Below are 14,529 nucleotides of genomic sequence, written 5' to 3' on the forward strand. Positions count from 1 at the left end.
AGTGAGCTAGTACATTTGCTTTCATAATTTAATAAATAATACACACTACTACACTAATTTGCAGGTATCTCGCCTCGTTTTTCAATGACAGTATCAATTATCCCATAGGTAACAGACTCTGCAGCACTCATAAAATAATCTCGATCTGTATCCTTTTGGATTTTTTCAATGGATTGCCCCGTATGATAGGAAAGTATTTGATTTAATCGCTCTCGTATCAGCAAAATTTCTTTTGCATGAATGTCAATATCTACTGCCTGACCTTGAAATCCACCCAAAGGTTGATGAATAAGGACCCGAGAATGGGGTAAGCAATACCTTTTTCCAGTAGCTCCTCCAGCAAGCAACACTGCTCCCATACTTGCAGCTTGCCCAAGGCAAAGTGTACTTACATCAGGTTTAATAAACTGCATCGTATCATAGATAGATAACCCTGCAGTGACTGATCCTCCCGGAGAATTAATATAGAGATGAATATCTTTATCCGGGTTTTCTGACTCTAAAAAAAGTAACTGAGCAACAACTAAATTAGCCATGTGATCTTCAACTGCACCAACTAAGAATATAACTCGTTCCTTTAATAGTCGAGAGTAAATATCATAGGCTCGTTCACCTCGGTTGGTTTGCTCTACAACCATAGGGACTAAAGTATTAAAATTAGCCATGTCCTATTTTGTCCGTTTAATATACTTTGGTAAATCTTTATAAATCAATGTACAACTTCTTGGAACCCCATAGGCTCATCAGAGACTTCAATTTGGCTTAATACCCAATTAATTGCCTCCATCTCTATAATACTACCTCTAATTTCTGAAAGTTTTTCTCGATTACTAAAAACCCATCGAGCAAATCCTTCTGGATCTTCGTAATTAGCAGCTAACTCCGCCACTTTTTCTTTTATTTTTCCTTGATCTATTTTAATATCTGCTTTTTCAATAATAGCCTCTAAAATAATGCCTAAAGCAATACGTTTACGTGCTTGTTCTTCAAACTGACTCAACTCTAAAGATATTTTGTGAGTATCTATTCCTTTTTTAGATAGATTCTCTTTTGCTCTTCTAAGTAAAGACTCTGCTTCACTCTTTACTAAAGATTGGGGTAGCACTTCCATAGAATGGTTAACAAGGAGAAAATCCATAACTTGATCTCGTACACGAGCGTGAATTCCTTGCTCTAAACTACGATTCATAGATTTTTTTACCTCTTGTCGAAGCATTTCTACACTACCATCGCTAATTCCTAATTTTTTCGCAAATGCTTCATTAATTTCTGGAAGATTTGGTTCTGCCACAGATAAAACATCTACGGTAAATTGAGCAACTTTACTAGCAAGATCTTGGTTATGATAATCTGCTGGGAAAGTAATTTTAAATTTGAGTTGCTGATCTTTTTGAGCAGCTATTAAGTGATTCTCAAAATCCTCAAGCATAGTGTACTTACCTAAGATGGTGAAAAAATTCTCCCGCTCTCCACCAGGAAAAAGTTGCCCATCAATAGTGCCACGGTAAGAAATAGTAACTCCATCCTCTTTCTGGGCAGGACGATCCACAGGATTCCACTGAACGTATTGGTATTGAAGTTTATTGATGACTTGAATTATGTCATCCTCAGTAATCTGAACAGTTGGTCGTTTAACTTTAATCCCTGATAAATTAATCGATTCAATTTGAGGTAAAACCTCGAAAGTTGCTATATATTGAAAAGGTTGATCTGAGGGAAGCTGGGGAAAGTCAATTTTTGGTGTACTCGCAAGCTGAAGAGATTCTTGCTTTATCGCATTTTGAAAACTACTTTGTACTAAATGATCTATAATTTCTTTATGTACGGTAGCACCGTAATGACGCTCCAATACTTTATAAGGAATTTTTCCAGGGCGAAACCCATTAATCTTCGCTCTAGGAGCCATTGCTTGAATTCGCTCCCTAACTTGAGATCCTATATTTTCTGACGGTAATTTAACTGTCAATCGACGCTTTAGTTCGTCAATTCTTTCTACTACAACCTCCATAAAAACTTACCTCAGTGGTTTAAGATTATTTTAATTTATTGTAGATAAAGCAGATTTACTAAGAAGATGAGAAACTAATTTGGTGCGAAAGGAGAGAATCGAACTCTCACGGGTCACCCCACTGGCACCTAAAACCAGCGCGTCTACCTATTCCGCCACTTTCGCTTTTTAATTTACAGTGCTGTTATTTTATCCTAAAAACACAAATATATACTACCCTACTCTTTATTTACTTTAGCTTCTGTAGAAAGAACACGATGAGACCACTTTATCTGACCCTCTGGATGAAGCTCGCTTAGATAGAGCCGTTTATGAAAAGATTTTTGCTCATTAGGATTTAGATATAAGCTAATATGAGCTTCTGTTTTCTCAATAGTACTACAATTTTCTTGATTCTGTATGTCCTTACAGTCTTGTACAATCAATTCAATATCAAAACCAGTGAGTATATAAGAGGATTGATTAGAGATTTCTCCAATAAAATTCCAGCCCACTCCCCGATTAGGCTGTAAATCTGCTTCTGATACACTAATTTGGTTAACAGGAATCAGGGTCTTAGCTCGCTCTGATATCTCCTCTGGTTCTGAAAGGATAAAACCTGCAAAAATTAATAACCCAAGAACTCCTAGTATATAAGGGCGAGATTTACGAAATGAGGTAAAAATAATTAGAATGATGATTAAAATTAACCATATCCGTGGATTTCTTAAGATGAGTAAGAAATTCATTGCTACTTTAATCCATTGTTGATGGTATCAATAAAGCTAAAGGGAAATGAGTGAAAATTTGACTACTATTTATATAGAATTTTCTCAACCCTGATGTAATCTCTACCTCTTGATCAGTTAATATATTCCTAAATATATTACATTTTTCTATTTCCGGAATTTCTACTTGAGTATTTTGCCAACAAGACTCGCCTAAAGGGAGCCCATTGTCATCACTTCCTAAAATAGAGAACCAACGAGAGGCGATAATAATAGCTACTTGGTTTTCATTCTTTCTTAAAAAAGCACATAAATGATCTGCCTTTTCTCCTTGAATAGATAAAGGCATGTATTCTCCATTTTCAAATAGCTGTGAGTACTTAGATCTAAAATTAAGCACCTTCCAAATTAAAAAAAGCTTTAAACGCCCATCTTCTCTATTCTTAAGTAGATCATAGGCATAAGTACAAAGAGATTGTGTCTTGTTAGCCGTATCAATTAAATCCTCTAGCATTTGCTCTCTTAATGAAAAATTAACAGGCGCCCGACTATCTGGATCTACTAACCTAAACTCCCAAAGTTCGTTACCCTGATAAATATCAGGTACACCGGGGGCAGTTAACTTTAAAAAAACTTGGGATGCACTGTTTAATAACCCATAGGAAGCAACTTCCTTTTGAAAGGGTAAAAAATTATCTAAGAATCTATTTTTCTCTAAATTGCTCAAAGTACTATGTATGAAGTCTATTAGTCCTGATTCGTATTCATGATCAGGACTAATCCAAGAGCTATAGATTTTAGCCTCTCGTATAGCTTTAATCATATAAGTTTCGATGCGATCTCTATAACTAGCCAGTTCTTTTTCATCCATCTCATATAGTGGCCAAGTACCTAAGACTGTTTGATAAAACAAGTATTCATCATTATAACTAGGTACTCGATGGTCTTTAGATTTCCTAATTTTTAGAATATTTATTCTTCGCCAGAGGTTTAATGACGTACGCCATTTAGCAGGTATTTCTGAAAGCACATTGATACGAGCACGAACATCTTCACTTCGCTTACTATCATGGGTAGAGGAAGCGATCATAGCGTAGGGCCATCTTTGTGCTCGACCTTGATTTTCTCGATGAAACGCCGCAATCGTTGTGCCATAATTCCTTGGATCACAACCCACATCATTTAATGACGTAAAATAGTTATAGGTATAAAGTGCGGTATCTTCAAAGGCCTTTGCCATGACAGGCCCTGTATACTGTTGAAACCGCATGACAAAAGGGATAATTTCTTGATAAATATCCACGCCGGTAGGTATTTCTAAAAGAAGAATGCTTTGGATAAAATCAAAGATAGTGGTATCTTCTCCGGGGTTTACTTTCTTAGCTTGTGCTATTGCCCACTGAATAAACCGTTTATCTTCTTCGGAAACTCGATCTACATTAATATAAGTTCGATACACTGGGAAGTAGGCAAGAATTTCAATCAAAGCTTCCCGTAAACCATTTAACGTAAAATCTCGAGAGTACCGGCTGGATTGGGCAATATTATCTAGCATATTCACCAATACGGTAAGATCGCTTGAAATACGAGTTTTAATAATTATTTTTTTACATTTATAAAGCAATCTATCAAAGTCAAATTGATACTTAATAAAACGAGCATAAATTTGCTCTAATTCTTTTTGGGTAGATGAATAAATAAAAACTCCATTACATATATTGGCGAAGTTATACCCAGTCGTACCGCAAATAGACCAACTTTGAGGAAGATGCTCGTAGCTAGCAAGAATTTTTTCAATAACAATATAGAAGTTAGGCTTAGCAGAATTATCTATTACTTGTACTTGGCTAGGCTGCCCTTTGGCTTCTGCAATATACTGCGTAAGCCGTTGATAGTATTGAGGAGGATCATAAAGACCGTCTGGATGATCAATCCGCAGTCCATCTACTTTTCCTGTTTTTATCAGTTCTAAAATAAAGCTATGGGTCGCAGTAAATACTTCTGGAATTTCCATATTGAGCCCAGCAAGATCATTTACGTCGAAAAAGCGACGATAGTTAATCTCATAAGCTGCTACTCGCCAATAGGTAAGGCGGTAGGCTTGATTTTCTAGTAGGTGATGAAGTAAATCAAAATGTTTAGTTTGACCGCCATTAAATATGGAAACAATATTGGCAATAAACTCTTTAATCGCAGGGCATTTCTGACAAATTTCTCCCAAACGTCGTTTAAAAATAATACTATCTCGTAGCCGCTCCTCTCTTCTTTCTGGATCATTTAATAGTGCATTTCGATCAGGGAGGTTTTTAAAAGCAGTAATTAAACTTTGATACTCTAAAAAATAAGGATCTGTCTCAATTGAATTACCCCCTAATAATGAATCAGATTTATGCTCCAAGATATATGGGTAAGTACTAGGATCAACAGGCAAATGCTGATCATAAAAACAGATAGTAAATTGACCTGTTTCAGATGAAAGAAAAAGCTTTATATCTCCATCTTCTAATGCCTCGCCGTAATGCTTCCCTAATCTTGGTAGTAAAACTTTACCACGCAATTCTTCCTTAAAAGGTTGCCAGTCAATATCAAAATAAGAAGCATATTTGGATGCCGGACCATGCTCTAGTACATCTAACCACCAGCGGTTATCATCTCCCCCTATCCCCATATGATTAGGTACAATGTCCAGAATTTGTTTCATATCATAGCGGTGCAGACAAGCCACCATCGATTCAAAATCCTCTAAGCTACCTATTTCTGGATTTAACTGGCTATGATCAACGATATCGTAACCATGGAGACTACCAGAGCGAGCTTTCAGGTAAGGTGAGGCATAGCAATGACTAATCCCTAACTTATGCAGATAGGGAATAAGTTTTTCCCCATCAGCAAAAGTAAATAATTTATTAAATTGTAATCGATAAGTCGCACGAGGAATATTAATCGAGGATACCTCTGTAGGCATATTTTTTTTAGATTCCTAATCTTAATTAGTTAGAGAGAGTATGTAAAAAGCAAATAAGAGACCAGCTAGGTAAAATATGAGTTTTAACTACTTCATCTAAATGTTCAACAGTAGAAAAAATAGCTTGGCTAGGAAGGGTGTTCGGTAAGCGAATTACTGTCTCTCCTAAATTGATGAACATAATTAATTGAGAGCAATCTTTGAACTGCCATGTAATACATAGCCCGCTTTCAGCTAAGAAAGTGTAGATTCCATTTGTTGAAGTCATCTGGTTTAGTTTAGGTTCCACCATTTCATGGCGTAACGCTAATAAGCGTTTAAATAAGCTTAACCACCCCTTTCCCTCGCTACTTTCAGATTCTTGCCAATTAAGCTTACTATTTTGAAATGCAACAGGGTTCGTTGGATCAGGGATCCTCTCTAGGGTTTCCGGATCCTTAAAGTCGGGAAAAGCTGCAAATTCTCGCTTTCTTCCTTCCCGAACGTTGGTTGATAGTTCATCACCAAAATTACAGAAAAATAAAAAAGGCTGCTTTGAGCCCCATTCTTGTCCCATAAATAACATAGGAGGAAATGGAGCAAGCAATATAAGTGCTGTTAATACTTTTATTTTCCTATCGTCTGCTAAGGTATTAATCCGATCTCCAAAAGCCCGATTACCTATTTGATCATGATTTTGTAAAAAAGAAATAAAAGCACCGGGTGGCAAATCCTTACTAGATTCCCCTCTAGGTTGATTTTTCCTAAAATGAGATATTTCACCCTGATAGCCAAATCCTTGGCTTAAACATTTTGCCAGATGAGTAGTAGGACGATCTGCATAATCTACATAATAGCCTGTTTTTTCTTGAGTGGCTAAAATATGCAGAATATGATGAATATCATCATTCCATTGGGCCACATACCAATTAGGTTGATTTTCCTCATTTCGAGTCAAATAGCGAGCCTCATTACTATCATTTTCAAGAATAAGGTGAATATGCCGATCAGACTCAAGTGTACAATGAACTGTTTCAGCTAGTTCTTTAAGAATATGATGAGCAGAATGATCATAAATGGCATGAATCGCATCTAACCTAAGACCATCCAATTGGTATTCTAGTAACCAAAATAACGCATTGTTAATAAAAAATTGCCGAACCCACTCGGAATTTTCTTGATCATAGTTAATGGCCGCACCCCAAGGAGTATGATATTTTTCGGTAAAAAAATCTGGAGCGTATTGATGTAGATAATTTCCTTCCGGCCCAAAGTGATTGTAAACTACATCTAAAAACACCATTAATCTATGGTGATGTGCTGTTTGAACTAAGGATTTTAGATCTGCAGGAGTCCCATAACTACTATCAGGGGCAAACAAATACACCCCATCGTAGCCCCAATTCCAACGCCCCGGGAAATCAGCAATAGGCATAATTTCCAAAGCGGTAATGCCTAATTCTACTAAATGAGGGATTTTTGCCTCAAGTGCTTTAAAAGTACCCTCTGGCGTAAAAGCGCCTATATGTGCCTCATAAATAACCGCTTCCTCCCAAGGTCTACCCTTCCATTTCTCGCTTTTCCATTGAAATTTTTCCGGATCTACCACTTGGCTGAATCCGTGAATATCTTGAGGCTGGAATCTAGAGGCAGGATCCGGGACAATCGCTCCATCGTTTATCCTATACCTATATAGAGTCCCTTCGGTTGCTTGATCAGTTTCTAACTCAAACCAACCCTCACTTTGTGAAGGCATTTCTAGCGGATGAGCATTTTCTCCTAATAATAGAGTTACGCTCTGGGCAGAGGGTGCCCAAAGACGAAAGCGGACACCTTTTGTAGTTAATTCAGCACCGAAAGGCATATGATGGTAGTACTGCATTTTAATACTCTATTGAAACTAATTTAGATAATTGTAACAGAAGATAAGGAGCTTTAACGGTAGAAAACATGGAAACAAAAGGCAGGTTAATACAGTTATTTAATAGATTATAGAACAAGACTCTGCTAAAAATTATAAAATAAATATACAGTTAACCATTTGATATTAGTTATATTTGTATCTTATAAAATAGTAAATATTGTGATGAATTACGTGGGGGGATGGATGCTTCCCAATATAAGGGCTATGTCCTTACCTTATTGTTTGTAAAATATATTTCTGACAAATATAAAGACGATCCCTATGCCGCAATTGCCGTCCCCAAAGGGGCTTCCTTTGGTGATATGGTAGAACTCATTGGGAATAGTGAGATTGGAAACAAGATCAACAAGTAAATCCTCAATCCAATTAAAGAAGCCAATCAGCTAAGTGAATTCCCTGATTTCAATGATGAAAGCAAACTGGGGAAAGGTAAGAATTTGGTAGATACGGTTTCTAACCTAGTCGGAATTTTTAACGACAGTAAACTGGATTTTGCCAAAAATACTGCCGATGGCGATGATATTTTAGGGGATGCCTACGAGTATTTAATACGAAATTTCGCCACTGAATCTGGAAAAAGTAAGGGGCAGTTTTATACCCCGGCAGAAGTCTCAAGAATTTTAGCCACCGTAATTGGCATCAGACCCGATAATACCACTCCTCAAACTACAGCTCATGACCCTGCCTGTGGGTCAGGATCTTTATTATTAAAAGTGGCTACTCAGTCGGGCAAGCAAATCACGCTTTATGGTCAAGAAAAAGAAACTGCTACCGCAAACCTTGCCAAAATGAATATGATCTTGCATCACAATCCCACCGCTGAGGTGGTGGCAGACAACACCCTTTCAAGACCATTTTATCAGGAAGAAGATGGATCGCTGAAAAGATTTGATTATGTGGTGGCTAATCCCCCCTTTTCCTTAAAAAACTGGAGCAACGGGATTAATCCACAACAGGATGAATTCAATCGTTTTGACCTTGGTATACCCCCGGATAAAAATGGCGATTATGTTTGGTTACTACATATTATTAAAGTCATCAAATCCACCGGAAAAGCTGCCGTGGTTTTACCCCATGGAGTTTTATTTAGAGGAAATACAGAAGGGGCAATTCGAAAAGAAATCCTCAAAAAAGGCTATACCAAAGGAATCATTGGCTTGCCTGCTAATTTATTTTATAGCACAGGGATTCCTGCCTGTGTGATTGTGTTGGATAAAGAAGATGCACTACAGCGGAAAGGAATCTTTATGATAGATGCCAGTAAAGGTTTTGTGAAAGATGGCAATAAAAACCGCTTACGGAAGCAGGATATCCGAAGGAAAAGCTTTAATTTAGCTAAGATCTTAGAGAATATTTTTAAAGGCAGGCGTATCTATCCTCATTTCATGTGGTGCCCGGGGCCGGAGTCGAACCGGCATGGGGTTTCCCCCGAGGGATTTTCATACCTACTACAACTTTCGTTGCTATATATCTTAGATAGCTCCGATATATATTTGTGGTCTGGACTTTCTCTTTACCCTACTATGTTTCATAGTTTAGGCAGGAGCCGTTAAGTCTCTACACTTTCCTTAAAAAGGCTTAGCTCGGGATTACCACCATCCATATTATGCTGAGGCTTCCCCGAATTTGACTCCATTCACACTAGATGTTTCCAGTCTAGGTGCTCAAACTTATTAAGTCCCTTGCGTCTACCTATTTCGCCACCCGGGCTTGTAAATTGGAGGCTGGGGTCGGATTTGAACCGGCGTCCACGGCTTTGCAGGCCGCTGCATAACCCCTCTGCCACCCAGCCTAATCCATTGGCTTACTTATAAAAATATCAAAAACAACTGGAGCGGGAAACGAGACTCGAACTCGCGACCCCAACCTTGGCAAGGTTGTGCTCTACCAACTGAGCTATTCCCGCCTCTTAAAGATAGATATTCCATCAATGGGTACAGCTATGTCAACTGATATAAACTAGTACTCTCCAGTTCGTGCCAGTGCTGCCCAAGCTGCACTAAAATATATTAACATAGAACCTAAGGTAAGAATAGCAGATATATATAATAACATTAACCCAATATCCCATACTGAGATGGATCCTACCGAATTTCGATATAAAAGTAGGGAAATCGCAATCATTTGAAAGGTGGTTTTAAATTTACCTAACTTAGAGACAGCAACCGTATCACGCATCCCCATGCTAGCCATCCATTCACGTAAAGCAGATACTAAAATTTCTCTACCTACAATAATCATGACTGAAAGTGCCATCAGGGTGGAAGGATAGCTTTGTAGAATCAGTATCAGGGATACCACTACAATAAGTTTATCTGCTACTGGATCTAAAAAAGCACCAAAAGGTGAAGTCTGTTGCCATCTTCTTGCTAAATAACCATCTAACCAATCTGTAATCGCAGCAAAAATAAACAATGCAGCACAAATTTCTCGAGTATTAGGAAGGTAAAAAATAACCACCAAAGCCGGAATAGCGATAAGACGAAGGATAGTGATTAAATTAGGAATCGTATAGATAGGCATAGATATGTAACATTTTTCACTTGTAAAAATGAATAAATATTTTATAACTATAGAACACTATTCACTTTAGACTAAATAATATCACTAATTAACTTCTATTGTGAAAATAGTTATAAATACGATGAGCAAGATTCTCACCTATTCCTTTCACTTGAGTTAAATCCTCAATTTTTAACTTAGAAATTTCCTGTATTCCTCCAAATTGCTCAAATAATTGTTGGCGACGTGATGCTCCTAGCCCAGAAATATATTTCTCTAAAAAAGTGTGATCGTATTTTTTAAGGCTACGTTTGCGGTGATGGGTAATGGCAAAACGATGTGCTTCATCCCGAATTTGTTGTAGTAAATGTAGTACTTTAGAATTAGAAGGGAGTTTTATAGGGGTTTTATCTAAATTTAAAAATAGAGTTTCCTCCCCTACTTTACGTTCAACCCCTTTGGCAATGCCTAGTATATTTATTTGAGATAGTCCCATCTCTGCTAAACTAACAGTAGCATAGCTTAACTGCCCTTTACCTCCATCTACGATTAATAGATCAGGAAGTGCTTTCTTTTCTTTTTTCAGTCTTGAATAGTGCCGAGTAAGTACCTGTCTCATCGCACCATAATCATCACCAGCAGTAACATTACTGATATTGAACTGACGATAGCGAGTTTTGTCAGGAACCCCGGAGTCAAATACAACACAGGAAGCTGTTGTATCTCCTCCTTGAGTATGACTAATATCAAAGCATTCAATTTTTTTAGGCAATACGGGCAATCTAAGTAGTTTCTGTAAATCTTCTAGGGAGGTAGAAGTCCTTTCTTTTTTAATCAACTGTTGTTCTACACGATTTTCTCCATTAGCCAATGCCATAGTAACCCACTTTGCTTTTGGACCTCGAATAGGTGTAAGTAATTTCACACTACTGCCTTTCTTTTTGCTAAGTATCTCAGAGAGTAATTCTTTATCCTTAAGTTTATGGCTTAATACAAGGGTAGAAGGGATATCTTGCTCTAACTTTAAGTAATGCTGCGAAATAAATGCAGCCATAAAGTCTTGTGGGGTAGTTTCTCCTTGAAACTTAGGAAAAAAAGTTCTATCCCCTAAATTATGCCCACCTCTAATAAAAAAAACATTGATGCAGGCAATATTCTGCTTGGTTACTACACCGATAATATCGAAATCTATACCTAATTTACTATCAATATACTGTGGTTCTTGTGTTTTCTTTAAACTAGAAATTTGGTTTCGATAATGGGTCGCTTGTTCAAAATGTAGCGTTTGTACGCTTTTTTTCATTTTTACTTCAAGAGTATCAATAATCTCTTTATTTTTTCCGTTTAGAAATAAAGTAATAAAATGAATATCCTCTTGATAATCTTTCTCAGAAATGAGTCCCACACATGGGGCAGTACAACGTTTAATCTGATATTCTAAGCAGGGTCGAGAACGGTTATTAAAGGTAGTATCAGTGCATTGCCGTACAAGAAATATTTCCTGTAGTAAAGCGATTGTTTCTCGTGCAGCATTTGTATGGGGATAAGGACCAAAGTATTGACCAAGAGAGTAATCTACTTTACGACTGAGGATAAGTCTAGGAAATTTATCATTAGAAATAAAAATATAGGGATAACTCTTATCATCCCTAAGTAATATATTATAGTGGGGTTGTAGTGCTTTAATTAAGTTATTTTCTAAGATCAATGCCTCACTTTCGCTATGAGTAATGGTGACCTCAATACTGTTGACTTGACTAATAAGTGCACTATTCTTAGCTGTTAGATTATTTTTTGTAAAATAACTATTGACCCGATTCTTTAAATTCTTAGCCTTGCCTACATATAGTACCTCTCCGCTTTTATTTAACATTTTATAAATGCCCGGAGAGGTAGTGAGATGTTTTAAAAAGTGAGAAATATCAAATAGCGTGTCATTTTCTATTTCCATAATCGTTCAAGGAACCGAGGTTCAATAAATTTTAATTTATATTAAATTTCTTCGATATGCTCGTCTTCAGAGGGTGGCGGATACTTTTTATTAATAATTAATAATGATGAATAATGCACAATGATAAAAAGTAAAATAGCAACAGATAATCCCATCGTAAAAATTACAGGATAAGGCATTCCTACCATGGTTTCTAACATCTCTTCCTTTTTAGAATATTTTTTGGCAGCATAAGAAGGAAGATATTTAGTAATTAATTCATCTCTTTGTGTATCAAGATCATCTAATACGCTATTTAATTTATTTACCTCATCTGTATCTGATCCAATTTTAGCCTCAAGTAGTTGAAGATATACTTTACGTGTATCCTTTTGTATTTCCTCATATAAAACCTGATCAGGTGAGCGCATCCGCTCTTTTACTGTATTGACTGGAGATTTTTCTTTGGTGTGTATTAAAGCCAACCAACTGCCAGTAAATATTGTTGTACCTATAATGGCAATAATTGAAGGAATAATAACTAGCCACGCTTTTCTTATTCCATCTAAATGGGCACTACTGATTTCTTTCTTACTATCGTTGCTCATCTACTTGTTGTCCTATCTAAACTAAAGAAAGGGGTTACAAAAAACTCTATAGCTATTTTAAAACTAGCTAAATAAATACATCATTAGATGACTAACAAATAAATACATCATTAGATGACTAACATAGTATAAATCCATTTTTATAGCTTATAAAAATTTTTATAGCTTATAAAAAATTAATTTTTTATTTATTTTCCTAATAGAGTTCTTTACTATATCTGCTTTAAATAAGAGCTACCTAGCATGAAAGGGAAAAGAAAGAATTTAGATTTTATTTTTAAACTCTTAAGAAGAAATTATAAACGCAGCCCTCCTGCTCTTAGTTTACTCATAAAAGTTCTTCCCGATCTTTTTACACTTGAAAAACGCTACCCTCGTCTTTTCTTCCCCTTAATACTTTTAATTCTAGGTGGATTATATGGGTATGAGCTATATGCTCGTTCCCAAATGGTATACATGGGTATCCCAAAAGCCATAAACCAGATATCTCCTTATACATGGACTCGTATCTTTCGTAATCATGGCTATATAGTGGGCTATTCAGATCTTCGAGGCAACCCTCTCTGGGTAAGCTATTTATTAAAACCAGTACCAGAAAATACTCCCTCTTATAAACGTCCTCCTAGATTTAGCTCAGATTGGCGTAATTTCTATCTTACAGGCCATGATTCATATACAGGTAGTGGTTATGATCGGGGGCATATGGCACCAAATTATGCCATTAGCCATATTTATGGGCAAATAGGGCAATTAGATACTTTTAAAATAACTAACATCACACCCCAAACTAAGAATTTGAATGAAAAATTATGGGAGCGATTAGAGGAAGTGGGAATCAACCACTTTACCAAGCAATTTGGTGAAGTATGGGTATTTACTGGTCCTATTTTTGGAGATAATCCCCAACGACTTAAGTCTTCTTTCTTAATACAAATCCCAGAGAGTTTTTACAAAATATATCTTGTTCCACCTAAAGAAAAAGGTGAAATACCTAAAGTACTTGCGTTTATCATGCCGCAAAAGGTGCGTGGTAATGAGCCATTAGATCACTACCTTGTCAGTATCGATCACGTAGAAGAGAAAACAGGGTTTGATTTTTTTCATAAACTAGATGATCAGATAGAGCAAAAATTAGAAGCTGAGGTTGATTCTAACCCTTGGCATTTGAAATCAGTATCTAAACTACCAAGTCGTTATTAATTGACAAAATATAAAATAATGGAGCGTAATGCGTGATTAACAATAAAAGAAATTTTGCTATAAGCATCATTACAATTTTCTGCTTATTAAATAGTTCAATACTATTAGCTGAGGAGGAACTTGTAAGAACCAGCTGGTTCGGTGGTCCTGTTTATGATGGCGATCCAGATCTAAGTATCAGTGCTGCACTCATTAAAGCAGGTGGAGGGGAAAAAAGCTTTAGCTTCAAAAAAGCACTTATATCAATGCTAGGAGATAAGGTTGTTAGCCAAGAGATCGCAGAATTATCTGAAAAAGATGGTACAAAAAAAATTAATCACTGGCTATCTGGAATGGACTTTTTGGTAAATGCCGCAATTAAGCATATGAATGACCGTGGTATCAAATTTCCTGATGCCTCTACCGATATGGCAGGAGTAACCCTTGCCAAAACATTATTAAAATCAGGAACTGCTCCAGACGGTGCTTATTGGGGTGGCTGGATGTTTGATAACATTATTCCTCATAGTATTCATAATCAAGTTATGATTGATATTGATAATAAATATGATTATAGATTTAATAAAGAGCTACACTGTATCTTAAATTTAGCTATGTATGATGTTGCTCAAGCTTTAGGTGAAACTCAAATTAAACTATCTGCACTTGCTTCAAAGTACTGTACTGATGATTAGGTAATTTATTAGAACTCTGCGAAATATAAGGA

10 protein-coding genes, 3 tRNA genes and 1 pseudogene are annotated in these 14,529 nt (G+C 36.5%); 3 read left to right on the forward strand and 11 right to left on the reverse strand.

Going from position 1 to position 14,529, the window contains the following annotated elements; genetic code table 11:
• Positions 1-53: 53 nt before the first annotated feature.
• The 6 genes from clpP to treZ all read right to left on the reverse strand — a co-directional run bounded on the left by clpP (position 54) and on the right by treZ (position 7,541).
• Positions 54-665: an ATP-dependent Clp endopeptidase proteolytic subunit ClpP gene (gene clpP / locus OOL07_RS04715; protein WP_264695347.1), complete on the reverse strand. Its 612-nt coding sequence runs from the start codon at positions 663-665 to the stop codon at positions 54-56.
• 44 nt (positions 666-709) lie between these two features.
• The gene (gene tig, locus OOL07_RS04720; protein ID WP_264695348.1) at positions 710-2,008 is read right to left on the reverse strand and encodes a trigger factor; all 1,299 of its coding nucleotides are present in this window, start codon (positions 2,006-2,008) and stop codon (positions 710-712) included.
• A gap of 80 nt (positions 2,009-2,088) precedes the next feature.
• Positions 2,089-2,173, reverse strand: a tRNA-Leu gene (locus tag OOL07_RS04725).
• Between the two features lie 53 nt (positions 2,174-2,226).
• A complete protein-coding gene (locus OOL07_RS04730) occupies positions 2,227-2,736 on the reverse strand; it encodes a hypothetical protein (protein WP_264695349.1) in 510 nt (169 codons plus the stop codon).
• Between the two features lie 7 nt (positions 2,737-2,743).
• Positions 2,744-5,680: a malto-oligosyltrehalose synthase gene (gene treY, locus OOL07_RS04735; RefSeq protein ID WP_264695350.1), complete on the reverse strand. Its 2,937-nt coding sequence runs from the start codon at positions 5,678-5,680 to the stop codon at positions 2,744-2,746.
• Positions 5,681-5,705: 25 nt separating this feature from the next.
• Positions 5,706-7,541, reverse strand: a complete 1,836-nt coding sequence (gene treZ, locus OOL07_RS04740) for a malto-oligosyltrehalose trehalohydrolase (RefSeq protein ID WP_264695351.1) — start codon at positions 7,539-7,541, stop codon at positions 5,706-5,708.
• A 200-nt stretch (positions 7,542-7,741) separates the two neighbouring features.
• Here treZ and OOL07_RS04745 point away from each other — a divergent pair.
• A pseudogene (locus OOL07_RS04745) lies at positions 7,742-8,902 on the forward strand (class I SAM-dependent DNA methyltransferase); the annotation flags it as partial.
• A gap of 399 nt (positions 8,903-9,301) precedes the next feature.
• On the opposite strand, the gene OOL07_RS04750 reads toward OOL07_RS04745, so the two are convergent.
• The 5 genes from OOL07_RS04750 to OOL07_RS04770 all read right to left on the reverse strand — a co-directional run bounded on the left by OOL07_RS04750 (position 9,302) and on the right by OOL07_RS04770 (position 12,623).
• Positions 9,302-9,375, reverse strand: a tRNA-Cys gene (locus OOL07_RS04750).
• A gap of 38 nt (positions 9,376-9,413) precedes the next feature.
• Positions 9,414-9,489 (reverse strand) — tRNA-Gly (locus OOL07_RS04755).
• A 53-nt stretch (positions 9,490-9,542) separates the two neighbouring features.
• Positions 9,543-10,106 carry a CDP-diacylglycerol--glycerol-3-phosphate 3-phosphatidyltransferase gene (gene pgsA, locus OOL07_RS04760; protein WP_264695352.1) on the reverse strand — a complete coding sequence of 188 codons (564 nt, stop codon included), beginning with the start codon at positions 10,104-10,106 and terminating at the stop codon, positions 9,543-9,545.
• An 88-nt stretch (positions 10,107-10,194) separates the two neighbouring features.
• The gene (gene uvrC, locus OOL07_RS04765; RefSeq protein ID WP_264695353.1) at positions 10,195-12,036 is read right to left on the reverse strand and encodes an excinuclease ABC subunit UvrC; all 1,842 of its coding nucleotides are present in this window, start codon (positions 12,034-12,036) and stop codon (positions 10,195-10,197) included.
• Between the two features lie 41 nt (positions 12,037-12,077).
• On the reverse strand, positions 12,078-12,623 hold the full coding sequence (locus OOL07_RS04770) for a hypothetical protein (RefSeq protein WP_264695354.1): 546 nt from the start codon (positions 12,621-12,623) through the stop codon (positions 12,078-12,080).
• Positions 12,624-12,866: 243 nt separating this feature from the next.
• On the opposite strand from OOL07_RS04770, the gene OOL07_RS04775 reads away from it, so the two are divergent.
• A complete protein-coding gene (locus tag OOL07_RS04775; protein WP_264695355.1) occupies positions 12,867-13,823 on the forward strand; it encodes a DNA/RNA non-specific endonuclease in 957 nt (318 codons plus the stop codon).
• Between the two features lie 32 nt (positions 13,824-13,855).
• Positions 13,856-14,497, forward strand: coding sequence for a hypothetical protein (locus tag OOL07_RS04780; RefSeq protein WP_264695356.1), 642 nt, complete (start codon positions 13,856-13,858; stop codon positions 14,495-14,497).
• The last annotated feature ends 32 nt before the right edge of the window (positions 14,498-14,529 follow it).

This window comes from Candidatus Nitrosacidococcus sp. I8, from assembly GCF_945836005.1.
In the GTDB taxonomy this organism is placed as follows: Bacteria; Pseudomonadota; Gammaproteobacteria; order Nitrosococcales; family Nitrosococcaceae; genus Nitrosacidococcus.

What these genes read in the sequence shown, in the direction of transcription:
- clpP (WP_264695347.1), bottom strand. Translation starts at nt 665, where the DNA reads ATGGCTAATTTTAATACTTTAGTCCCTATGGTTGTAGAGCAAACCAAC.
- tig (WP_264695348.1), bottom strand. Translation starts at nt 2,008, where the DNA reads ATGGAGGTTGTAGTAGAAAGAATTGACGAACTAAAGCGTCGATTGACA.
- OOL07_RS04730 (WP_264695349.1), bottom strand. Translation starts at nt 2,736, where the DNA reads ATGAATTTCTTACTCATCTTAAGAAATCCACGGATATGGTTAATTTTA.
- treY (WP_264695350.1), bottom strand. Translation starts at nt 5,680, where the DNA reads ATGCCTACAGAGGTATCCTCGATTAATATTCCTCGTGCGACTTATCGA.
- treZ (WP_264695351.1), bottom strand. Translation starts at nt 7,541, where the DNA reads ATGCAGTACTACCATCATATGCCTTTCGGTGCTGAATTAACTACAAAA.
- pgsA (WP_264695352.1), bottom strand. Translation starts at nt 10,106, where the DNA reads ATGCCTATCTATACGATTCCTAATTTAATCACTATCCTTCGTCTTATC.
- uvrC (WP_264695353.1), bottom strand. Translation starts at nt 12,036, where the DNA reads ATGGAAATAGAAAATGACACGCTATTTGATATTTCTCACTTTTTAAAA.
- OOL07_RS04770 (WP_264695354.1), bottom strand. Translation starts at nt 12,623, where the DNA reads ATGAGCAACGATAGTAAGAAAGAAATCAGTAGTGCCCATTTAGATGGA.
- OOL07_RS04775 (WP_264695355.1), top strand. Translation starts at nt 12,867, where the DNA reads ATGAAAGGGAAAAGAAAGAATTTAGATTTTATTTTTAAACTCTTAAGA.